This is a genomic window from Nocardioides ungokensis (genome assembly GCF_013466985.1).
Taxonomy (GTDB): domain Bacteria; phylum Actinomycetota; class Actinomycetes; order Propionibacteriales; family Nocardioidaceae; genus Nocardioides; species Nocardioides ungokensis.
In genome coordinates this window covers 2,173,975-2,195,127 of the sequence record NZ_CP059164.1, presented here as the reverse complement: position 1 = coordinate 2,195,127, position 21,153 = coordinate 2,173,975, and the positions used below count along the sequence as shown (strand labels likewise).

At 73.4% G+C, this 21,153-nt stretch carries 18 protein-coding genes; 6 read left to right on the top strand and 12 right to left on the bottom strand.

Going from position 1 to position 21,153, the window contains the following annotated elements:
- Positions 1-162: 162 nt before the first annotated feature.
- Positions 163-486: a putative quinol monooxygenase gene (locus tag H0S67_RS10760; RefSeq protein WP_180936565.1), complete on the top strand. Its 324-nt coding sequence runs from the start codon at positions 163-165 to the stop codon at positions 484-486.
- Positions 487-523: 37 nt separating this feature from the next.
- Here H0S67_RS10760 and H0S67_RS10755 read toward each other — a convergent pair whose 3' ends face one another.
- The gene (locus tag H0S67_RS10755) at positions 524-919 is read right to left on the bottom strand and encodes a hypothetical protein (RefSeq protein ID WP_180936564.1); all 396 of its coding nucleotides are present in this window, start codon (positions 917-919) and stop codon (positions 524-526) included.
- Between the two features lie 213 nt (positions 920-1,132).
- Between H0S67_RS10755 and H0S67_RS10750 the strand changes: the two genes are divergently transcribed.
- Positions 1,133-1,858: a L,D-transpeptidase family protein gene (locus H0S67_RS10750; protein ID WP_246355289.1), complete on the top strand. Its 726-nt coding sequence runs from the start codon at positions 1,133-1,135 to the stop codon at positions 1,856-1,858.
- Here H0S67_RS10750 and H0S67_RS26665 read toward each other — a convergent pair whose 3' ends face one another.
- The 7 genes from H0S67_RS26665 to H0S67_RS10720 all read right to left on the bottom strand — a co-directional run bounded on the left by H0S67_RS26665 (position 1,859) and on the right by H0S67_RS10720 (position 10,884).
- Positions 1,859-2,104 (bottom strand): homocysteine S-methyltransferase family protein, encoded by a 246-nt coding sequence (locus tag H0S67_RS26665; protein WP_281369040.1) that lies wholly within the window; start codon positions 2,102-2,104, stop codon positions 1,859-1,861.
- Positions 2,032-2,781, bottom strand: a complete 750-nt coding sequence (locus tag H0S67_RS10745; protein WP_219635636.1) for a homocysteine S-methyltransferase family protein — start codon at positions 2,779-2,781, stop codon at positions 2,032-2,034. The genes H0S67_RS26665 and H0S67_RS10745 overlap by 73 nt, the downstream gene beginning before the upstream one ends.
- A gap of 82 nt (positions 2,782-2,863) precedes the next feature.
- Positions 2,864-4,768, bottom strand: a complete 1,905-nt coding sequence (gene dxs / locus H0S67_RS10740) for a 1-deoxy-D-xylulose-5-phosphate synthase (RefSeq protein ID WP_180936563.1) — start codon at positions 4,766-4,768, stop codon at positions 2,864-2,866.
- A gap of 55 nt (positions 4,769-4,823) precedes the next feature.
- Positions 4,824-6,422, bottom strand: coding sequence for an ATP-binding cassette domain-containing protein (locus H0S67_RS25040; protein ID WP_246355288.1), 1,599 nt, complete (start codon positions 6,420-6,422; stop codon positions 4,824-4,826).
- A complete protein-coding gene (locus tag H0S67_RS10730) occupies positions 6,419-7,273 on the bottom strand; it encodes an ABC transporter ATP-binding protein (protein WP_219635634.1) in 855 nt (284 codons plus the stop codon). The genes H0S67_RS25040 and H0S67_RS10730 overlap by 4 nt, the downstream gene beginning before the upstream one ends.
- Positions 7,270-10,383 (bottom strand): FtsX-like permease family protein, encoded by a 3,114-nt coding sequence (locus H0S67_RS10725; protein WP_180936562.1) that lies wholly within the window; start codon positions 10,381-10,383, stop codon positions 7,270-7,272. The genes H0S67_RS10730 and H0S67_RS10725 overlap by 4 nt, the downstream gene beginning before the upstream one ends.
- Before the next feature lie 72 nt (positions 10,384-10,455).
- On the bottom strand, positions 10,456-10,884 hold the full coding sequence (locus H0S67_RS10720; RefSeq protein WP_219635633.1) for an NUDIX domain-containing protein: 429 nt from the start codon (positions 10,882-10,884) through the stop codon (positions 10,456-10,458).
- A 40-nt stretch (positions 10,885-10,924) separates the two neighbouring features.
- Here H0S67_RS10720 and H0S67_RS10715 point away from each other — a divergent pair, with 40 nt between their 5' ends.
- Positions 10,925-11,926, top strand: coding sequence for a glycosyl hydrolase family 18 protein (locus H0S67_RS10715; protein ID WP_180936560.1), 1,002 nt, complete (start codon positions 10,925-10,927; stop codon positions 11,924-11,926).
- A gap of 11 nt (positions 11,927-11,937) precedes the next feature.
- Here H0S67_RS10715 and H0S67_RS10710 read toward each other — a convergent pair whose 3' ends face one another.
- Both H0S67_RS10710 and H0S67_RS10705 read right to left on the bottom strand, forming a co-directional pair.
- A complete protein-coding gene (locus tag H0S67_RS10710; RefSeq protein WP_246355287.1) occupies positions 11,938-14,109 on the bottom strand; it encodes an MMPL family transporter in 2,172 nt (723 codons plus the stop codon).
- Between the two features lie 157 nt (positions 14,110-14,266).
- Complete coding sequence (locus H0S67_RS10705) at positions 14,267-15,178, bottom strand: hypothetical protein (RefSeq protein ID WP_180936558.1); 912 nt, start codon at positions 15,176-15,178, stop codon at positions 14,267-14,269.
- Between the two features lie 755 nt (positions 15,179-15,933).
- On the opposite strand from H0S67_RS10705, the gene H0S67_RS10700 reads away from it, so the two are divergent.
- Positions 15,934-16,566 (top strand): maleylpyruvate isomerase family mycothiol-dependent enzyme, encoded by a 633-nt coding sequence (locus H0S67_RS10700; protein ID WP_180936557.1) that lies wholly within the window; start codon positions 15,934-15,936, stop codon positions 16,564-16,566.
- Between the two features lie 3 nt (positions 16,567-16,569).
- Here H0S67_RS10700 and H0S67_RS10695 read toward each other — a convergent pair whose 3' ends face one another.
- Together H0S67_RS10695 and H0S67_RS10690 are read right to left on the bottom strand one after the other, a co-directional pair.
- The gene (locus H0S67_RS10695; RefSeq protein ID WP_180936556.1) at positions 16,570-16,941 is read right to left on the bottom strand and encodes a hypothetical protein; all 372 of its coding nucleotides are present in this window, start codon (positions 16,939-16,941) and stop codon (positions 16,570-16,572) included.
- Between the two features lie 54 nt (positions 16,942-16,995).
- The gene (locus H0S67_RS10690) at positions 16,996-18,072 is read right to left on the bottom strand and encodes a histone deacetylase family protein (RefSeq protein ID WP_180936555.1); all 1,077 of its coding nucleotides are present in this window, start codon (positions 18,070-18,072) and stop codon (positions 16,996-16,998) included.
- A 63-nt stretch (positions 18,073-18,135) separates the two neighbouring features.
- Between H0S67_RS10690 and H0S67_RS10685 the strand changes: the two genes are divergently transcribed.
- On the top strand, positions 18,136-19,212 hold the full coding sequence (locus H0S67_RS10685; protein ID WP_180936554.1) for a P1 family peptidase: 1,077 nt from the start codon (positions 18,136-18,138) through the stop codon (positions 19,210-19,212).
- Positions 19,209-21,149 (top strand): CocE/NonD family hydrolase, encoded by a 1,941-nt coding sequence (locus H0S67_RS10680; protein WP_180936553.1) that lies wholly within the window; start codon positions 19,209-19,211, stop codon positions 21,147-21,149. The genes H0S67_RS10685 and H0S67_RS10680 overlap by 4 nt, the downstream gene beginning before the upstream one ends.
- The last annotated feature ends 4 nt before the right edge of the window (positions 21,150-21,153 follow it).

The following is a 21,153-nucleotide window of genomic DNA, read 5'->3' as shown; positions in this document are numbered from 1 at the left end:
GGGCTCACCATGCTGCTGGACCGCGAGGGCCTCGGCGAGAAGGTCAGCGGAAAGAAGTTCCACTGATCCTCGCCGCGCGCGCGTGACGACCGGCCGGCCCGTAGCATCGGGCCGGCCGGTTGTTTCGTCCACCGTCAGTGCCAGTCGTCAGGAGGAGCCCCGATGATCTTCATCACCGCCAAGTTCCAGGTCCTTCCCGAGCACGCCGACGCGTGGCCCGAGATCTCGCGCGAGTTCACCGAGGCCTGCCGCGCCGAGGACGGCTGCCTGTGGTTCGACTGGTCGCGCAGTGTCGACGACTCCTGCGAGTACGTCCTGGTCGAGGCCTTCCGTGACGGCGACGCCGGGGCCGCGCACGTGAACAGTGACCACTTCAAGGCGGCCCAGCAGAAGCTGCCCGGCTACCTGGCCGCGACTCCGAAGATCGTGAGCCAGACGGTCGATCAGGACGGCTGGTCGGAGCTGGGCGAGATGAAGGTCGACTGACCCTCCTCCCGTCCGTGGGGTGCCCGCACTCGACGGTTCAGTGCCCGACGTGGTGGGGGCGCCCGGCACCCAGCATGAGCGCCCGCGCCGTTGCGGACACCCACAGGGCCACGATGCTCAGCGTCAGGAGCCCCACCCAGGTCGTGCTCGACATGGCGACGGCGACCACCGCGCTCACGACGGCGAACGCGAGCAGCAGTCCCATCCAGATGATGTAGGCCATCGGCCCACGGTCGTGTCCCTCCGCGCCGAGGTCGACCACCAGCCGCTCGGCGCCCAGTGCGCCGCCGACCACGCCGAGGACCAGTACGCCGATCGCTGCCGCGCGTGCGGTCCACGAGGTGAGGGCGGTGTCGGTCACCCAGAGCAGGTAACCGACCGTGGCGATCGCAATCGCCAGCGTCGCGAGACCATCCCTCCAGCTGATCCGCATGATGATGCACCTTCTCTCGCAGGTGCCCGGGATGTCTGGGCCAGCCACCTGCCGGGCTCCACGCCGACAATTGTGCTCCGCGACGGGGCGGGACCGTAGGGCTGATCGGCCTGTCCGGGGCGCCCCCTTCCGCCCGCGGCGAACGGCCGGTTGGATGGTCCGTCAGACGACGTACGCCGGGCCGCCGGCATCCCGACGAAACCGGAGGATCCGATGACCCGCCTGCTGTCCGTCGCCGTTGCACCGGTGGCCGCGCTGACGGTCGCCCTGACGATGGTGCTGACGATGGTGCTGGCCGTCTCGCCGGCCGATGCGACCGGCCAGGCGTGGGTGGAGAAGGCCCAGCGCCGCCTCAACCACCTCGGCTGCCAGGCAGGGCCGGCGAACGGCAAGCTCGGCCCGTGGACCCGGTCGGCGGTGGTCCGCTTCCAGTCGCGCACCGGCCGCGCCCAGACCGGCAAGCTCGACCAGGCGACCCGCACCCGGCTGTACGCCGAGGAGGCGCCGCACTGCGACCAGCGCCCGGTCCCACCGGGCTCCGGGACGGGCAGGCGGATCGTGGTCAGCCAGCGACAGAACTGGATCTGGCTGGTCGGCCCGAAGGGCGGGATCATCGCCCAGGGCGGCATGGTCGACAACCCGTCGGTGCTGCACCCCGGCGCCCACCGGACCGGCTCCTACTGCGGTCGCGCGGCCAGGATCAAACGCAACTCGACCGCCAGCGGTGACGTCTGGCTGTGGAACTTCGTGCGTTTCGCGCCCTGCGGCATCGGCTTCCACCGGATCCCGACCTACAAGTCCAGCGGCAGGCAGATCCACCCCGACTGGTACCTCGGCACCAACATGTCCCAGTCTCACGGGTGCATCCGCCTGAGCGAGGCGCTGTCGCTGAAGGTCTGGAACTTCACCACCCACCACACCCCGGTGCGGGTCGTGTAGCTACCTGCCCGGGGCCACACCCCACATCGCGGCCACGTGCCGTGCATCGGTGCCGCAGCAGCCACCCAGGACGGTCAGGTTGGGAAGGGCGTCGCGGAGCCGGTCGGTCGACGCGGCCAGCTCCGTGGGGTCACCGTCGTCGAGCTCCTCGGCGGCGTCGAGCTCGGCGTGGGTCATCGTCGAGGCGTTGGGCAGCACCCCGAGGACCCGCTCGCGCCAGGCGCCCTCGACGAGACCGGGCTCGATGTGGCTGGGGTGCGCGCAGTTGACCAGGAAGTAGTCCGGTCCCCGTCGGCGTCGACCTGGTCGACGGCAGCGGCCAGGGTCGTCCCGTCGGGCAGGCGACCATCGGTCTCCACGGTGAACGAGACGGCGACGGGGATTCCCGCGGCGCGTGCTGCCCGCACGACTCCGACGGCCTCCTCCGGGCCGGTCAGCGTGTACGCCGACACCAGGTCGGCACCCGCCGCGGCGAACGCCTCCACCTGCGGGGCGTGGTAGTCCGCGGCCTCGGCGGGGTCGGCCCGCTCCCCCGCCACGTAGCCGTCGCCCCGGGGACCCACCACGCCGCCGACGAGCACGTCGGGCAGGTCGCCATAGCCGGAGCGCAGATCGGCGAGCAGGGCGACGGAGTCCCGGTTGACCCGGTCGAGCGACTCCCGCCCGTAGCCGACCCGCTCGCCCCAGTCGGGGTTGGCTCGCCACGTCGGCGTCTCCAGCATCAGGGCCACGCCGGCGGCCCGGGCGATGGCGGCGTACTCGTCGTAGTAGGCGCTCAGAAGCGGGCGGCCGCGCGGGTCGTCGACCAGTGGGAACGCCGCGAACTCGGGCAGGTCGGCGCCCCGGTTGAAGATCAGGTCGGTCTCGAGGCCGCCGTCGGTGACGAACGGCCGGCCGCCGGGACGTGGGATGTCGGTTGCCATGGTGACCCTCCGGACCACACTGGCAAAGCGACCACCCGGGCGTCGTCCCCCATCCGGGCCAAAGGGTCCCGGGTTCGGACGCCTAGAGCGGCCGGTCGGAGTCGACGAGCGTCTCGCCCGAGGCGAGCGCGGAGATGTCCTCCACGATCGAGAGCGCCAGCGCCTGCGGGGTGAGCCCGATCCGCTCGAGGATGACGGCGCGCTTGGCGTGGCCCAGGAACTGCTGCGGGATCCCGTGCAGGCGGTACGGCGTGGTGACCCCGGCCTCGTTGAGCGTCTGCAGCAGCACGGCGCCGCAGCCACCGATCTTGCCGTTGTCCTCGACGCTGACCACGAGGCGGTGCTCGCGGGCCAGCTCCACGATCGCCGGGTCGACCGGCATCACCCAGCGCGGGTCGACGACGGTGACCCCGATGCCCTGCGCGACGAGCCGGTCGGCGACGTCCACGGCGGTGGTGGCCATCGAGCCGACGGCGACGATGAGGACGTCCTTGGTGCCGGTGCGGACCAGCACGTCGGCGCCTCCGGCCTTGCCCACGGGCTCCACGTCCTCGGGCGGCGGGCCCTTGGGGAAGCGCACCACGGTCGGGGCGTCGTCGACGTCGACGGCCTCGTTGAGCAGCTCGCGCAGCCGGCTGGCGTCGCGAGGAGCGGCGAGCCGCAGGCCCGGCACGACCTGGAGGATCGACATGTCCCACATGCCGTTGTGGGAGGCGCCGTCGTCGCCGGTGACACCGGCGCGGTCGAGCACGAAGGTGACGCCGCACTTGTGCAGCGCCACGTCCATCAGGACCTGGTCGAAGGCCCGGTTGAGGAAGGTCGCGTAGACCGCGACGACCGGGTGCAGCCCGCCGATCGCGAGGCCGGCCGCCGAGGTGGCGGCGTGCTGCTCGGCGATGCCGACGTCGAAGGTGCGCTCGGGGAAGCGGGCCTGGAAGTGGTGGAGCCCGACCGGGTGCATCATCGCGGCGGTGATGCCGACGACGTCCTTGCGACGCTGGCCGATGTGGACGATCTCGTCGGCGAACACGTCGGTCCAGATCCGCCCCTTGGGGACCTCCTCGCCGCTGTCGACGTCGAACGGTCCGGGCGAGTGGAACTGGTCCGCCTCGTGGCGCTCGGCGGCGTCGTACCCGAAGCCCTTGCGGGTCAGCGCGTGCACGATGACGGGGCCCTGGAAGCGCTTCGCCTGGGCCAGCGTGTGCTCCATCGCGGCACGGTCGTGGCCGTCGACCGGGCCGACGTACTTCAGGCCGAGGTCCTCGAAGAGGCCCTGCGGCGCGAGGGCGTCCTTGAGCCCCTTCTTCATCGCGTGGAGGGCGTCGTACGCCGCGGGGCCGACGCCGGGGACCGCGTTGAGGCGCTTCTTGACCATGTCGAGGACGTGCTCGTAGCGCGGGTTGGTACGCAGCCCGGTGAGGGCGGTCGCGAGGCCGCCGACGGTCGGCGTGTACGAGCGACCGTTGTCGTTGACGACGATGACCAGTTTGCTGGAGTTCGCGACCGCGATGTTGTTCAGCGCCTCCCAGGCCATGCCGCCGGTCAGCGCACCGTCGCCGATGACCGCGACCACGTGGCGGTCCTCGCCGCGGATCGCGTAGGCCTTGGCGAGCCCGTCGGCGTAGCTGAGCGCGGTGGAGGCGTGGGAGTTCTCGACGATGTCGTGGTCGGACTCGGCCTGGCTCGGGTAGCCGCTGAGGCCGCCCTCCTGGCGCAGCTTGTCGAACTCGGTGTGGCGCCCGGTGAGGAGCTTGTGCACGTAGGCCTGGTGGCCGGTGTCGAACACCACGCGGTCGCGCGGCGAGTCGAAGACGCGGTGGATCGCCATGGTCAGCTCGACCACGCCCAGGTTGGGGCCGAGGTGGCCGCCGGTGCGCGAGCAGGTGGAGACCAGCACGTCGCGGATCTCCGTGGCGAGGGTGTCGAGCTGGTCCTCGGAGAGGCCGTTCAGGTCACCCGGGGTCGAGATCGACTCCAGCACGCCCATGAATCCTCCGGTTCTCGTCGTGAATGCTGCCGACCGTTCACTGTATCCGGGAGCGTCAGAGATTCAGAACCGCGACGGCCGGCTCCTCCAGGCTGCCCATCCAGACCCGGCCCTCGTGCTCGCGCACGCCGGTGACCATGTGGTAGCCGGCGTCACGCACGTCGCAGTCGTGCACCAGCCAGCCTTGGTCGTCGTACGCCTGCACGCGCACGGTGCGCTTCGGCTTCGGCTGGAGCCGCTCGGGGATCCGGGTGACCTGGCGGCGCAGCCACGGCGGCCCGTGCTGGATGCGCTCCAGGAGCGGGTCGCGCGGTGAGGCGATCGTCACCCAGATCAGGCCGTCGCTGCCGCGTGCGATGTTGTCGGGGTAGCCCGGCAGGTCGGGGACCAGGTAGTCCCGCTGCCCGGCCCGCTCCCCCGCCAGCCAGAGGCGTACGACGGTGCGCGCGGCCGTCTCGGCGACCGCGACGAAGGCCTCGTCGCGGCTCAGCGCGACACCGTTGGCGAAGGCCAGACCGTCAAGCACCACCTCCACCTCGCCGTCGGGGCCGAGCCGGAGCAGCCGGCCGGTGCGGGTGTCCTGGACGAAGTCGTCCTTCCACTGCTCGATGCCGAAGCGGGTGGAGGAGTCGGAGAACCACACGTCGCCGCTGGAGGCGATCGCGGCGTTGTTGCAGAAGACCATCGGGCGCCCCTGCACCCGGTGCAGGACCGGCTCCACGCCCCCGGTGGCCGGGTCGATCCGCAGGATGCCGCGGTGGGCGTCGCAGACCAGCAGCCGGCCGTCGGGGTCGATCTCGATGCCGAGCGGGCGACCACCGGTGTGGGCCACCCGGTCGATGCGGCGGGCGTCGTGGCCGATCCGGAAGATGCTCCCGTCGGCGGTGCCGGTGAAGACGGCGCCCTCGTCACGTCCGTGGGTGCCGACGACGACGTCCTCGGCACCGGGTCCGGGGACGGGGATCACGGACAGGCTGCTCGCGGCGCTCACCGGACCATCACACCAGTCGGCGCCGCCAGGTGGCCACCCCTCGTCGAGGTGCAGCTCGCCGTCGGCCTCCGCGGCAGCCTCCGGGTCGTGGGTGGCCATCACCACGATCGCGCCGCGAGCCGCCTCGGTGCGCAGCGCGGCCATGGTCCGCTCCCGGTTGGCGGCGTCGAGGTCGCTGGTGGGCTCGTCGGCGAGCAGCACGTCCGCCCGCGCGGCGAAGGCGCGGGCGAGAGCCACCCGCTGCTGCTGGCCGCCGGAGAGCTCCTCGATCAGGTGCGTCCCGGACTCCTCCAGGCCGACCAGCGCGAGCGCCGCGGCGGCACGCCGGTGCGCGTCGGCGGCCGCGACTCCCGTGGACAGCAGCGGCACCACGACGTTCTCGGACGCGGTCAGTGACGAGGCCAGCCCGTTGCCCTGCGGGACGATCACGACGCCGAGCCCGGCGGCCTGCTCACGGCTGGCCAGCACCGTCTCGGCGTACCGCACCCTCCCCTCGGTGGGCGCCAGCGCCCCGGCCAGCGCCCACAGCAGCGTGGACTTCCCGGCCCCGGACGGACCGGTGACGGCGACCAGGCTGCCCGGGCCCAGGTCGAGCTCGAGGCTGCGCAGCGCGACCAGGTCGCCGTACCGGACGCTGAGGCTCTCGGCCTGCAACCCGCTCATGCGTCGGCCTCCTCGGTGGGCTCGGGAATCAGGACGTAGCTGCCGTCGACGAGGTGGAAGCGCACCAGCGTGCCGGGCGCGAGGTCCTCGCGGACGTGGACCGGCAGCGGCAGGAAGCCGTCGGGGGTGACCACGGCGTACTCCTCCCCGGACCGGCCCTCGCCGCCCACGCGGCCGTCGCGGATGGTGATCGTCCGCGGCAGGAACGTGGCGACCTCGGGGTCATGGGTGACGAGCACGATCGTGGTGCCGAGGTCCCGGTTGATGTCGGCCATGCAGCCGAGCACCCGGTCGCGCGCCGGGTGGTCGAGCTGGCTGGTGGGCTCGTCGGCGAGCAGCAGCCCCGGGCTCGGCGCGATCGCGACCGCGAGCGCCGCCAGCTGCAGGTGGCCCGGCGTCAACGTCGCGAGCGGCCGGTGCGCGTCGGCGGAGAGCCCGACCCGGGCCAGCACGTCCTCGGGGTCCGGCAGGTCCTTCCCTGCCCGGCGGGCGGCACCCTGGGCGAACCGGACGTTCTCCTGCGGGGTGAAGTAGGGCAGCAGGTTGCGGACGGCGCCCTGGAGCATCAGCGACACGTCGTTCGCGCGCATCTCGTCCAGCTCCCGGGGCGAGGCCGAGGAGAGCTCGAGGTCGCCCACGTGCACCTTGCCGGCGCTGGCGCGGAACACTCCCGCCAACAGGCTGAGCAGCGTGGACTTCCCGGCGCCGGAGGGGCCGAGGAGCCCGACCATCTCGCCGGGTGCGACCTCGAGGTCGACGCCGGAGAGCGCCGCGACCTCGTGCCCCTCCGAGCGGTAGATGTGCACCAGCCGGTGCGTGCTGACCCGGGTGCCCTTCGCCTGCCTGATCACACCGTCTCCCGCAGTCGTCGTACGTCGGAGCGCCGGGCCAGGGCCCGGCCGATGAGGACCGCCCCCAGGCCGAGCACCACTGCCGCGCCGACCGCGGCACCGGCCACGCCGCCCCAGGCGGTGGCGAGGTCGAGGGTGGAGACCTCGGGCGCGGTGGCGAACAGGGGCACGATCGGCAGCGCGAGCTGGGCGCCCACGAGCCCCGCGGCGGTGCCGGCGACGACCCCGAGCAGGACGGCCGGCAGCTGTGCCGCGACCGCCATCGTGCCGATGGCGCCGCCGGGGATCCCGCTCATGCGCAGGGCCGCGAGGTCACGGACCCGGAACCGCCAGGTGCTGACCGCGCTCACCACCAGCACCAGCAGCGCGATCAGGAGCGCGGCGATCCCGATGACGACGGCGAGCCCGAGGCTCCAGGCCGCGGTGGACTCGTCGTAGGTGCGCCGCGTGCCGGCGAGCGTCGAGGTGCTCGCCACGAAGACGTCGTGGTCGGCCAGCGCCTTCGTCGTGCGGGCCAGGAACGCGGGATCGTCGTGGGCGAACCAGAGCTGCATCCTCGCCCCCGCCGAGACGGTGCGCCCGCGCGTGACGGCGTCGAGGTTGACGACCACGGTGCCGGGTCTCGCGCCGGGCACCCGGGGCAGCGCGCCGACCCGGACCGCCGGCTGGTCCTCGGCGTCCAGGCCGACACCGGTGAACCGGCCGGTCACCAGGTCGGGCGGCAGCGGGCGCGACACGAGAGCGGGCGCCTGCGGCTGGAGCCAGGTCTGGGCCATCGAGACCAGGGACGGTCCGTTGCTGTGGACGACGAGGGTGAGCCGGTCCGGAGCGGTGGACCGGGGCCGGAAGCTGCCGTTGGCGGCGTCGACGTACGACCGCCAGCGGTCCGCCGGCCCGATCGTGGCCTCCTGTCCGCCCGGAGTGCCGACCAGGTGTCGCAGCGTCGCCTCGCCGTCGATGGTGGCACCGGGCAGGGTGCTGACCCAGACGGAAGTGACGTAGCACCCGTCGCCGCAGGACACGTCGGTGCCGAAGCGCCGGTGGTGGGTCGGTCCGCCGAGGTCGCCGAAGGTCGTGTGCAGCGTCTCGCCGCTGCGGGTCACGAGGTCGAGACCGAGCGTGACGGGGCTCGGCTTCCCGTCCTCACGTCGCGACACGAGCGTGGAGTCGTCCACGTCGAGCGAGAGGTGCGTGCCGGTCGCCTGGATCGGCTTCGTGTCCGGCACGGCGAGGCGGTCCCACACCGAGGCGGAGCCCGCCGACCCGGGGAGGATCGCGATCCGCCGGAAGGCGTCGGGCACGACCGCCAGCGTGCCCCCGCTGTCGGACCCCGGCGGCAGCATCCGGACGACAGGGGTGACCCGGCGACCGTCGGGGTCGACCTCGTGGAGCGCGGCGCGCACGGCGGCGAGGTCGTTGCCCCGGATCTCCGCGACCATCGGGGCGCCCGCCTGCTGCTCGGCCGCCGCGGCGCGGTTGCGGTCCCCGACCGCCAGGGCGTCCGCGGAGAAGACGGCCAGGGCCGCGGCCACCGTCACCATCGCGACCACACGTCGGGTCGCCGGGCTCCGGGCCGCGTCGAGGATGCTGACGCCGAACCGCACCCGCCCGCGCGCGACCAGGCGACGTCCGACCACCGCCGCCGACGGCGAGGTGAGGTGGGCGAGCACGAGGCCGACCACGATGGCCACCAGGCCGGGGGCGGCCAGGGCGACCGGGCCATCGAGCCCACCCGTCGCGAAGAGCACGACCACCGCCCCTGCGCCGGCGACCACGAGGGCGTCACCGACCCCCAGGGACCAGCCGGTACGCCGGGGCGGCACCCGGCGCAGCAGGGTCGCCACGGGCTCGCGCGCCACCCGCGAGACGGCGAGCAGCGTGACGGCTGTCAGCACCACCACCGCGAGCGCGACCGCGGCCACGAAGCGCAGCCCGAGCTCGAAGGGCGCGTGGCCCGGCAGCACCTGCGTGCGCGCCACCCAGGCCCCGAGCACCGCGACTGCCGCTCCCGGCACCACGCCCGCCAGCGCCACCGGCAACAGCTCGGCGAGCAGCAGGCCCCGCGCTCCGCGGCGGCCCCGCCCGCGCAGGCGGGCCAGGGCCACCTCGGGTCGCCGCTGCTCGGTGACCGCCAGCAGGACCAGCCACAGCACGATCACCGCGAGCAGCCCCAGCTGAGCCATCAGGAGCGGCACCGTCACCCGCGACTGCCCCGTCTGGTCGCGGATGTCCTGGACGATGGACGGCAGCCCCGAGTGCACGTCGACGAAGACGCCGGTGTCGTGGCGGGCCTCCCCGGCGAGCCTCTGGATGCCGCCTGCGAGACCGAGCACGTCGTCGACGCCCACGGCGTCGCGGTCCAGCGGCAGGTCGACCGTGGACGCCTGCCCGTTGAGCGGCGGGACCGACGAGTCGGTGAAGGTCGCGCGGTCGGTGAGCCACAGGTCGTGCTGCAGCAGGTCCGTTTCCGGATCGACGATGCCGGACAGCCCGGTGAGGCTCAGCCCGAACCAGTAGTCGCCCGGCTGCTGCCGGTAGACGCCGCTCACGTGGAGCCTGGCGCTCGGCACGGTCGCCGACGCCTGGTTGAGCGGGATGCCGGGCACCTTGAACGACTCACCGACACGCAGGCCGAAGGTCCGGGCGTCGGCCTCGCTGATCGCAACGTCGCCGGCGCTCGTCGGGCACCCGCCTTCGGTGAAGTCGACGTGGTCGCACGCGCCGTCGCGCCAGATCACGTGGCCGGTCGAGGCTGTCGGCCCCCCGGCGTCGGTGGGCGGGAGCTCGCCCTTGGGGACGCTCGCCTCGGCGGAGTAGCCGAGCACCGGTGCGAGGTAGGAGGCGCGCATGTCCTCCGGCACCTTCGCCAGCACGGCCTCCGGCTCCGGCGGGCGGGTGCGGACGTGCGAACCGAAGGTGATCCGCGGGTCCGACGCGATCGCGCGCAGCTGCAGCCCGACGACCGCGGGGGCGGTGCGCTCGATCTTGATGTCGGTGAGCGCCTGCCGCATGGCGCGGTCGTAGAGCGGCGCGAACGCGGCACAGGCCGTGACGAGTGCCGCCAGCGTGGCGATCGCAATGGCCTGGAACGGCCGGTACCTCAGTCTCATCCCCGCGCTCTCCCCCCTTGGCAGCCGCGCAACTCTGTCACCCCCGGGGCCGCTCGACAACAGATTTGTCGATCAGGGGCGCAGCCGGCGGTAGAGGGCGGAGTCGAGGAAGGCCGGGACCACGCGGATGGCCGCGGCGCTGAGGTCGAGAGTGACGGCGTGGGCTGGGTCGACGAAGACGATCTGGCGGCCCTCCCCCAGCACGATGTCCGCGTCGGTGAGGTCGGTGGCGCCGGCGAAGACCTGCATGGTGTCGTGGGAGCCGTAGGCCTCGTGGAACAGCTCGAGCTCGTCGAACAGCTCGAGGTGGTCGAGCGTCATCCGGATCCCGGTCTCCTCCTCGAGCTCGCGCAGGGCGCCGGCGTGGTAGTCCTCGCCCGGCTCGAGGTGGCCGCCGCACAGGCTCCACTTCTCGGGGTCGATCACGGGATGCTCGTCGCGCTCCTGGAGCAGCAGCCAGCCTCGGCGGTCGACCAGGATCACGGTGGCGAAGCGGTGCACGGCGGCCACGCTAGCGGCTGCCGCGTGCCACGCTGTCGCCATGACCTCCCGCGTGCTCGGACGTGCGGCCCTCGCCCTCCTCCCGCTGCTGCTGGCCCCGCTCCCTCCGGCGTCGGCGGCCCCCGCCCCGGACGGCCCCGCGGTCACCGGCTACGTGCTCGAGGCCGCCTCGCCCCGGCTCGTCACCCGTGACGCCGACGCCCTCACCACGGTGGGCGTGGCCGCGCTCCTTCTGCACGCCGACGGCCGCGACGTCACACGGCTGACCGCCGATGCGTTGCGCATGCTCGACACCGCCCACGAGCAGGGCCTCCGCGCGGAGCCGCTGCTGAGCAACTGGAGCAACCGGCTCGACGACTTCGACCCCGCGGCCGCGCGGAGGCTGTTACGCCACGAGGGGCGGGTACGCCGGGTGGCGGCCCGGCTCGCGTCGTACGCCATCGAGCAGGGCTGGGACGGGATCACCGTCGACCTCGAGCGGCTGCGCCCGGCGGACGGGCCGGGGCTGGTCCTGCTGGTGCGGGAGCTCCAGGACCGGATGCCCGCGGACCGGACGGTCTCGGTCGACGTGAGCGCCTCCACCTCGGTGCGGATCTACCACGCCAGGGGCTACCGGATCCGGGAGCTCGGCAGGGCCGCCGACGTCGTCGCGCTGATGACGTACGACCAGCACGGCCCGGGGTGGTCCGGGCCGGGTCCGATCGGGGCGCTGCCGTGGCAGCGGCGCACCCTCGCGGCCCTGACGACTGCGGTGCCGGTCTCGAAGGTCGACCTGGGCGTCGCGGGCTACGGCTACACCTGGCCCCGGCACGGCACCGGACACACGGTCACCGACCGGGGCGCCCGGCGGCTGGTCCGCGAGGACGGCACCCGCGCCGAGTGGAGGGCAGGCAAGGGCGAGTGGCGGGCGCAGCTGTCCGACGGCACCGTCCTGTGGTGGTCGGACCGCCGCTCGTACGATGTCCGCCGCTCGCTCGCCGTGCAGCAGGGTGTCCACGGGCTCGCCGTCTGGCGGCTGGGCTCCGCGGACACCCTGCGGTGACGTGTGGCAGGTCAGACGGGCTCGGTCGTCCGCTCCGGGGCGGGTGGCCCGGGCAGCGCGTCCAGCTCGTCCCAGAGGTCGGCGGAGGTCTCGGCCTCGATCCTGGGCAGCAGGCGGTCCAGCCAGCCCGGCAGCCACCAGTTCCAGCGGCCCAGCATCGCCATGGTCGCCGGGACCAGGACCAGGCGGACCACGGTGGCGTCGAGCAGGATCGCGACGGCCATCCCGAAGCCGAGCATCTTGACCACGACGTCAGCCTCGGTGGCGAAGCCGAGGAACACCGCGACCATGATCGCGGCGGCCGAGGAGATGACCCGGCCGGTGGCGGACAGTCCGCGCTCCACGCTGCGGCGAGCGTCGCCGGTGGCCAGCCACTCCTCGCGGACTCGCGAGAGCAGGAAGACCTCGTAGTCCATCGAGAGCCCGAAGAGGATCGCGAACATCAGGATCGGGATCCAGCTCGACACCGGCACCGGGTGGTCGATCCCGAGCAGCCCGCCGGCCCAGCCCCACTGGAACGCCGCCGTCAGCACGCCGTACGCCGCCCCGATGGACAGCAGGTTCATGACCGCGGCCTTGAGCGGGACGATCACCGAGCGGAACATCATCGTCAGCAGCAAGACCGAAAGCCCGACCACGAAGCCGACCACCAGCCACATCCGTCCGGTCAGCATGACGGAGATGTCGGCGAAGAGCGGCGTGGTCCCGGTGACCTCGACGCCGTCAGGGAGCACGTCGTCGCGCAGCGTCTCGATCAGAGTGGTGGTGCGCTCGTCGGTCGGGCCGTAGGCCGGCTCGGCCTCGAGCACGCTCAGCGCACCGTCGGGCGTGGTCTGCGGCGTGGTCACCCCGACGATGCCGGGCCGATCGGCAAGGCGGGCGGCGATCGCCCGCGTCTCACCGTCGCTCACGACGCTCCGGTCGACCACGACGGTCAGCGGGCCGTTCGCGCCGGCACCGTACTCCTCGGTGATCAGGTCGTAGGCGCGCCGGATAGTGGTGTCGGTGCTGTTGGTGCTGCCGTCCTGCGGCCAGGTGCGCATCGCGAGCGTGGGCGCAGCCAGGCTGAGCAGGACGACGAGGGCAGCCAGCGCGGCCGGCAGCGGGCGACGTGCCACCCGCGCGGCCCAGCGAGCCGTGAGCGGACGCTTCGTCGCGGTCTGAAGGCCGTGGCCGGCCTTGCGGGCCCGGCGGACCCTCCGCGGAAGCAGGCGGTTGCCCGCGAGACCGCACAGGGCGGGGACCAGCGTGATCGCCGTCGCCATCACCGCGAGCACGGTGATCGCGGTCGCGAAGCCGAAGCTCGAGTAGACCGGCAGTCCGGCCAGGCGCAGGCCCATCAGCGAGACGAGCACGGTGGCGGAGGCAAAGACGACCGAGCGGCCCGCCGTCGCAACCGCCCGACCGGCGGCGACGCGCTTCTCGTGTCCCTCGCTGAGGAACTCCACGTGCCGGGTGACGAGCAAGAGCGCGTAGTCGATGCCGACGCCGAGCCCCACCATGGTGGCGACGGTGGGCGCCGAGGTGCTGACATCCATCGTGCCGGCCAGCACGGTCACGCCGGCGGAGCCGACGCCCAGGCCGGTCAACGCGATGGCCAGCGGCAGGCCGGCAGCGACCACGGACCCGAAGGCCAGCACGAGCAGCACCAGCGCCACCACGATTCCGGCCATCTCGCCGGTGCCCTTCATCTCCTGGCCGCCGGTCGAGGGCAGCTCTCCCCCGAGCTCCGCCTGCAGTCCGGCGGCCCGCTCTGGCGCGAGCGCGCTCTCGAGCTGGTCGACGCCGACCGTCCCCATGATGTCGGGGTCGGTGGTCGGCACGTCGTACGCGACGGTCACCAGCGCGGTGTCGCCGTCCGCGGAGAGTCGCGGCTCGCTGACGTACGCCGTGTGCGGCAGCGCGTCGAGCCGCCGGGTGAGCGCGTCGAGGTCACCGGCGGCGAGCCGGTGGCCGTCCCGGTCGTGGACGACCACCTGCGCACTGGACCCGCCCCGACCGGGAACGTGGGCGCGCAGCTCGTCGATCCCCTTCTGGGCGCGGGCGCCGGGGACGTCCCAGTTGTCCTGCGGGGTGCCGCCGAACGCGGACGCGGCCGCGACCGCTATTCCGATGAGCAGCAACCAGGCTCCGATCGTGCGCCAGGGGTGCGCCGCAGCGCCGTTGCCGAGGCGATAGAGCATGCGTGACACGGTTCTTCTCCCGTCAGAGGTGTGATTGATGACGGAAGGCTCGCCGCGAGTGCTTGAGGTCCACTTGAAGCCCGCTTGGAGCCGACGCCCCGGCGCCCGGGCGCGCCGGTGGCCCGACAGTCCTGGTGGGTCTGCCGGGTCCGGCCGGTCAAGGGTGGAGCTCAGTTGCTGGTGAGCTGGATGGTGCCGTGGGGTGTGACCAGGTAGCGCGGCCGTGGGGTCCGTGCCACTCATAGGTGCTGTCGGGTCGGCGTCGGTAGCGCCATCGTCGGCTGGTCTTGGCGCGGTGATGTCGCCGGCACAACGGGGCGAGATTGCCCGGATGGGTTGGCCGGGTGGTCCGCCCTCGTCGATGGGACGTAGGGGTCGATGTGGTCGAGGTCGGCTGATCGGGCGTCGTGGTGGCACCAGGGGAAGACGCAGTGGCCGTCGCGGAGGATGACCAGCTCGCGCATCCACGCGGGTGGTTCGTGCCCGTCGACCGCATCTGCGGCCAGGTCGAGGACCGGCTGGACGGTGACCTGGGAGTGGCCGACCCACTCCTTGATCCGGGTGATGGTGGCGGCGCCGAGCCGCTCGACCGTCCCGCGGCCATCTCGGAGGCCCCGCCGCAGTGCCGTGGGTGGCGAGGTCGGCGAGGTTCAGGTGGAGGTAGAACCGGGTCTTCGGCTTCCGCGGGGTCGCGCTTGGGGCTGTCGCCGTCTGCGGAGCCGAGGAGCGTGGTGAGGTCGAGCTGGGCCTGCTGGGAGGCGATGACGCCCAGCGCCTTGGCCTTGCGGACCTCCAGCTCGTCGGTGTCCCGAGCGCCTTCAACGGCGGCCTGGTCGCAGACGAGGTCGTGGAACGCGGTCAGGTCGAGGGTGTCGCCGGTGATGTCGAGCCAGGAGGTGCCGGCGTACTCGCTGGGGCGGGTGGCGCAGCGTGACGTGCCAGGACTGCTTCCCGTGCTTCTCCGTTGTTCGAGGAGCTCGGGGTGGTGCTTGGCGATGGCGTGGGCGACGGCGGTCTCGATCGCCTTCCAGCTGCACGAGGCGAGCCTGGGCGAGCTGCTCGTCCACATCCGCGCGGCGCCTCGCAGAGGTGGGTGGCCTGGGCGACGTGCGGGCCTTGTACGGCTCCACCGCGAGCGATTCGACCAGTCGCCAGATGCGGGGAGCCGGTGCTGCAGGTCCAGGGCGTCGGCGATCAGCTTCATCCCCGTGATGGTGGCCACCCCCAGCACGGCGGAGCGGTTCGGGGCGAACGCGGACCGCCGGGGTGCCCTCGCCGCCGAGCGACTCGTCCCCGTCCAGGTCGCCGCCCAACATCGACGCGCCACCCCAGGTCGCGGTGCCGGTGTCGGTGGTGGCGGGGTGCAGCACGCACCACTGGCGGCGGCCCGGAGCTTGTCGCGTTCGGCGATCCGGGCGTCGAGCTTGCGCTGGTCGAGGAACGTGAGCAGGCCGGCGCGTCGAGGTCGGCGACCTCGACGGGCTCTCCTGCTGCATCGGTTTCGAACATGTGTCCATGATCGCATCGACCACCGACAGTCAGGGCCCGGAATCGTCCCGGTCCGGGGGTTCTGGGGACAAGCGAAGGTAAAGCTTTCGCGTGGGCTGATCTTCGGGTCGTCGCCCTGCCTGGGCTGCGGGGTTTCGAGGCTCGCTGACGCTCGCACCTCAACCACCGGTGCACCTCAACCAGCGGCGGCGGTGAGCCGGTAAGCGGCCGTAACCCCAGCGGACCGCTCCCCATAGCTGCCATCACCGCGACCACCCACCTGCGACCGCCTTCACGAGCGCAGGACCCCACTGCCAGACTCGGCGAATGGACGAGATGTCCGAAACCATCCGATCCGAACGACTGGCGCTCATCGACCTGCTGGAGACGCTGACCCCGGAGGAGTGGTCGACCCCGTCACTGTGCACGGGCTGGACGGTGCAGGACGTCGCGGCGCACATCGCCTGGGCTCCGGCCGCCGGGATCGGCGAGACGGCGCTGGGGTTCGTGCGCAGCGGGCTGCGCATCAACAAGTTCGTCGCCGACAGCGCGCGGCGCTGGTCGCGGCGGGGACCGGAGGCCATCGTCGGTCAGCTGCGGGCCAACGCGGCGACCGGCGCCAAGCCGATCGGCCTGCCGCAGGTCGCGGCACTCACCGACGCCATCGTCCACGGCCTCGACATCCGTCGCCCCCTGCACCGCGAGCGCCCGATCTCGCTGCGGGCCTTCACCCCGGTGGCGGACTACCTCGTGGGGACCCGCTGGCCCGGGAGCACCGTCGTGGGCGGCAGCGCCAGGCGGCGCATCGAGGGCGTCAGCCTCGTGGCCGACGACATCGGCTGGACCCACGGTGGCGGGCCGGAGGTCCACGCCACCGCGGAGGCGCTGATGCTCGTCCTGGCCGGCCGGCCGGTGGGAGAAGCGGAGCTCAGCGGCCCCGGCGCCGACCTGCTGAGCGCCCGACTCTGACCCTCACAGACGCGCGACGAACCTCCGTCCCCGCAGCGCCTCCTCGACCAGACCGACAGCCCGGCGCACGCCCGAGAGCCGGGCCTCCTCGGCGAGCCAGGTCTGCACCGCCGCCTCCACGACGTCGAGCTGCGCGACGTCGCGCAGCGCAGAACGGGACTCGCTCAGCCCACGGCGTGCAGCCGCCTGGCTGGCCTCGACGTGCAGCACCGCGAAGCGCGCCAGCACCACCGGGTGTCGGCGCAGCGCGGGATAGGAGCGGTACTCCGGCGGGCAGATGTCCAGCAGCCAGTTCTGTGCGGTCCGCTCCCAGTCCGGGGCGTCCGGCGGGCGGACGGGGGCCGGCCAGCCGGGCGGGGCGACGTACGTGGGCATGCCCCCATCGTACGCCGTCGTCGAACACCTGTTCGACCAAACCGGTCGGAAGGATCAGGCGCCGGCGTGCCCCTCGAGGTACGACGCGACCAGGCCACCGAGGCTCGGCAGGTGGTAGCCACCCTCCTGCACCACCACCGAGGGCAGCCCGAGCCCGCCCAGCACACGCCCGGCCCGGCGGTAGCCGTCCTCCGTCACCAGCAACGGGCTCTCGGGGTCGTCGGCCGCGGCGTCCACACCGAGCGAGACGACGAGCGCCGAGCAGCCCGCCGCCCGCACCCAGTCGGCCAGCGCCTCGACCGCCTCGACCCAGCGGTCGTCGCCGGTCCCCTCGGGCAGCGGCTCGTTGCGCGTCGCGCCGGCCCCGGGCCCGGCGCCGGTCTCCCCCGCGTGCCCGAACAGGTGCGGGAACCAGCCCGCACCGGGGTCGACGTGCACCGAGCCGTAGACCACGTCGGCGCGCTCCCAGAAGATCGCCTGGGTGCCGTTGCCGTGGTGCGCGTCGACGTCGACGACCGCCACCCGCTCGTGACCACGGGAGCGCAGCCCCTCAGCGGCGACGGCGGCGTTGTTGAGGTAGCACGACCCGCCGTACCCCGCCCGCGTCGCGTGGTGCCCCGGCGGCCGGCACAGCGCGTAGGCCGTCCGCTCCCCCGCGGCGACGAGGTCCACGGCGGTGAGGGCGACGTCGACGGCCGACCGGGCGGCCGTCCAGGTGCCGGGGCCGACCAGGGTCATCGTGTCGTAGCACCACAGCCCGGTCCGGGCGTGCAGCGCCACCGGCGGCGTCGGCGTCATCCCCTGGGTCAGCGCCTGGGTCGGGAAGAAGTACGGCACCACACGGTCCTGGCCGACCAGCTCGGCGTACGGGCCGGCGGCCCAGGCCTCGGCGGCGCCGGCGAGGAACTCGAGGAGCCCGGCATCGTGCACCGCGGCCAGCAGGGTGTCGTCGTGGCGGGTCGCGTCGTGGAGCGGCAGGCCCTCGAGCGCCGCGAGGATGGCGTCGACCCGCGCCGGGACCTCGACGGCCGGGGTCGCGGCCCCCACCCAGATCTCGTGCTTCGGCTCGTGCAGCCGGGTGTCCGCGGACCAGACCACCGGGACCGTGCTCGACGTCGACAGGCGGGTCATCGCGTCAGCATCGCATCCGCGCGGCCCGGGCTGCACCGGACCGCGCTGGGGCAGGATGTCCCCATGCCGCGCGCACGTGACCTGGGCATCCGCATCGGGACCCTGCCCACCGGGCCGACCAACTCCGTGCTCGACGTGCGCGGCGTCGGCGTCGGGCACGCGACGGTCCACCGCGACGAGCCGCCGCCGCCCGCCGGCCGCGGGGCAGCCCGGACCGGCGTCACCGCCATGGTGCTCGCCGAGGACGCCTACCACCGTCCGGTGCCCGCCGGTGGAGCCGTGCTCAACGGCGCCGGCGAGTGCACGGGGTTCCTCACCGCCGCCGAGTGGGGCTCGGCCGAGACGCCGGTCTACCTGACCTCCACGATGCAGCTGGGGCGGGTCTACGACGCGGCCTGCGAGATCGAGCTCGAGCAGCACGCCGAGGTCGCCGACGACGTGGTCATCCCGATCGTCGGCGAGTGCGACGACTCCCACCTCAACGACTGCCGCCGGATGCAGGTGACCGCCGACGACGTGCGCGCCGCACGGCTCGCCGCCCTCGCCAGCCGAGGATCGACCACCGCTCCCGACGAGGGCGCCGTGGGTGCCGGCACGGGCATGTCCTGCCTGGGCTTCAAGGGCGGCATCGGTACGTCGTCCCGGGTCACCGCCGAGGGCCACACCGTCGCCGTGCTCCTGCTCACCAACTTCGGCACCCGCGACCAGCTCGTCGTGGCCGGCGAGCCCGTCGGGCGGCGGCTGGTCCCACCGCCATCGGGCCCGGAGGCGCCGGCGGGCTCCTGCCTGGGCATCGTGGTCACCGACGCCGCGGTGGACAGCGCCGCGTGCGCCCGCCTGGCCCGTCGGATCGGGCTCGGCCTCGCCCGCACCGGGTCGGTCGCCCACCACGGCAGCGGCGAGATCTTCCTCGGCTTCGGCACCGGGCTGCGGGTCGACCGCGACGGCCGCCCGAACGGCACCGTCGCCGTCGCCGGCCGCGCCCTCGACCCGCTCTTCGCCGCGGTCGTCGAGGCCGCCGAGGAGGCCGTCCTCAACTCGATGTTCACCGCCCCCACCACCGTCGGCCGCGACGGGCGCAGCAGCGACTCCCTACACTCCCCCGAGGTCCTCGCCCTGCTGGACGGCGTCCGCGCATGACCGGGAAGCAGGTCGAGGTGCGGATCCCGGTCGGCGACGGCGTCGAGCTCGCCGCCACCCTCTTCCTCCCCGACCCGGCCACCGGTCCGCAGCCGTGCCTGCTGGAAGCGCTGCCCTACCGCAAGGATGACCTCACCTCGTCCTACGCACCCGGCTACGAGGTGCTCCGCGACTCCTACGGGTACGCCGTGTGCCGGGTCGACGTGCGCGGCACCGGGTCGTCGTCCGGCGACGCGATCGACGAGTACCCGCCCGAGGAGCAGCGCGACCTGGCCGAGGTGATCGCCTGGCTGGCGGCGCAGGAGTGGTGCGACGGGGGCGTCGGCATGTTCGGCACGTCGTACTCCGGCTTCAACTCCCTGCAGCTCGCCTGCGAGCGGCCCCCCGCGCTGAAGGCGGTGTGCGCGATCTACTCCAGCGACGACCGCTGGACCGACGACGTGCACTGGCGCGGGGGTGCCCTGAGGCTGGTCGACCTCGTCGACTACTGCCACTACATGACGCCGATGTGCGTGCTGCCGCCCGTGCCGGCGGTCTGGCGCGACGCGAACGGCAGCACGTGGGAGGAGGAGTGGCGGCGTCGGCTGGTGACCAACGAGCCGTGGGTGCTGACCTGGCTCCGGGAGAGCATGCACGGCGACTACTGGCGCGGCGGGTCGGTACGGCTGGGCGCCGACGGGAGCGGCTACGAGCGCATCGAGATACCGGTGATGCTCATCGCCGGGTGGGCCGACGGCTACCGCAACAACTCCTTCCGCACGATGGCCGCGCTCGGCGCCAACGGCGTCCCGCACCGGCTGCTCGCCGGACCCTGGGCGCACGCCGACCCGACCCACGCCATGCCGGGCCCGCGCCTCGACCTCGACGTCGAGATGGCAGCGTGGTTCGACCGCTGGCTGCGCCCCACCTCCGACGAGCCCTTCGACTCCCACTGCGACGTCTTCGTCCGCTCCTCCACGAGGCCGGAGCCCGACCTCGACCTGCACGCGGGGACGTGGCTGCGACTGCCCACGGTCCCGCCGACCGAGGCCGTCGGCGTCGAGCTCGCCGGACCGCGGTCGCTGCCCGTGGTGCCCGACGTCGGCACGGCCGCCTGGATCGACTGTGCCGGGCACCTGCCCTGGGGCCTGTCCGGCGACCAGCGCCTGGACGACGCCCGGTCGCTGACGTGGGACGTCGACGCCCCCGACGGAGCCGTCGTGGGCCAGCCCCGGACCCGGCTGCGGGTCAGCGCCGACGCCCCGGCGGCGTCGCTGTCGGTCAAGCTCTGCGACGTCTTCCCGGACGGCACCTCCGCCCTCGTGGCCCGCGGCACCCTCGACCTCGCGTACCGCGACGGCGTCCACGGCACGCCCACCCCGCTGGTCCCCGGCGAGGAGTACGACGTGGTGCTCGACCTCGACGCCTGCGCCTACACCTGGGCCCCCGGCAACCGCCTGCGCGTCAGCGTCGCCGGCTCCGACTGGCCCAACACCGTCGCGCCCCCGGCACCCGTCAAGCTCACGGTCCACGGCGGCACGCTCGACCTGCCGGTGCTCGTCGGCGACTACCCGACCCCGGTCTTCGCCCCCGGCGCCGAGCACTCCGCGGAGAGCGTCGACGGGGTCACCTGGGAGATCCGCGACGACGTGCTGCGCCGCACCACCCACGCCCGCACCCACGTGGTCGCCGAGTACTCCACGCCGTACGACGGCCACGCCCGCGAGGACTACTTCGGCGAGGTCGGCGTCGACCGCCGCAGCCACACCCAGACGGCCCACGCCCAGACCACCTTCGAGCTCGAGTGGCCCGGGGTCGCCGTGCACGTCCGCTCGGTGATGGACGTGACCGTCACCGCGACCGGGCTCGACGTCGCCATCGAGACCTGGGCGAGGCTGGGCGACGACCAGGTCTCGCACCGCGCCTGGCACGAGCGGATCCCCGCACGGACCACGTAGCGAC

Coding starts and splice junctions, on each gene's coding strand:
- H0S67_RS10760 (WP_180936565.1), top strand. CDS start 163: ATGATCTTCATCACCGCCAAGTTCCAGGTCCTTCCCGAGCACGCCGAC.
- H0S67_RS10755 (WP_180936564.1), bottom strand. CDS start 919: ATGCGGATCAGCTGGAGGGATGGTCTCGCGACGCTGGCGATTGCGATC.
- H0S67_RS10750 (WP_246355289.1), top strand. CDS start 1,133: ATGACCCGCCTGCTGTCCGTCGCCGTTGCACCGGTGGCCGCGCTGACG.
- H0S67_RS10745 (WP_219635636.1), bottom strand. CDS start 2,781: ATGGCAACCGACATCCCACGTCCCGGCGGCCGGCCGTTCGTCACCGAC.
- dxs (WP_180936563.1), bottom strand. CDS start 4,768: ATGGGCGTGCTGGAGTCGATCTCGACCCCGGGTGACCTGAACGGCCTC.
- H0S67_RS25040 (WP_246355288.1), bottom strand. CDS start 6,422: ATGAGCGGGTTGCAGGCCGAGAGCCTCAGCGTCCGGTACGGCGACCTG.
- H0S67_RS10725 (WP_180936562.1), bottom strand. CDS start 10,383: ATGAGACTGAGGTACCGGCCGTTCCAGGCCATTGCGATCGCCACGCTG.
- H0S67_RS10715 (WP_180936560.1), top strand. CDS start 10,925: ATGACCTCCCGCGTGCTCGGACGTGCGGCCCTCGCCCTCCTCCCGCTG.
- H0S67_RS10710 (WP_246355287.1), bottom strand. CDS start 14,109: ATGCTCTATCGCCTCGGCAACGGCGCTGCGGCGCACCCCTGGCGCACG.
- H0S67_RS10705 (WP_180936558.1), bottom strand. CDS start 15,178: ATGTGGACGAGCAGCTCGCCCAGGCTCGCCTCGTGCAGCTGGAAGGCG.
- H0S67_RS10700 (WP_180936557.1), top strand. CDS start 15,934: ATGTCCGAAACCATCCGATCCGAACGACTGGCGCTCATCGACCTGCTG.
- H0S67_RS10695 (WP_180936556.1), bottom strand. CDS start 16,941: ATGCCCACGTACGTCGCCCCGCCCGGCTGGCCGGCCCCCGTCCGCCCG.
- H0S67_RS10690 (WP_180936555.1), bottom strand. CDS start 18,072: ATGACCCGCCTGTCGACGTCGAGCACGGTCCCGGTGGTCTGGTCCGCG.
- H0S67_RS10685 (WP_180936554.1), top strand. CDS start 18,136: ATGCCGCGCGCACGTGACCTGGGCATCCGCATCGGGACCCTGCCCACC.
- H0S67_RS10680 (WP_180936553.1), top strand. CDS start 19,209: ATGACCGGGAAGCAGGTCGAGGTGCGGATCCCGGTCGGCGACGGCGTC.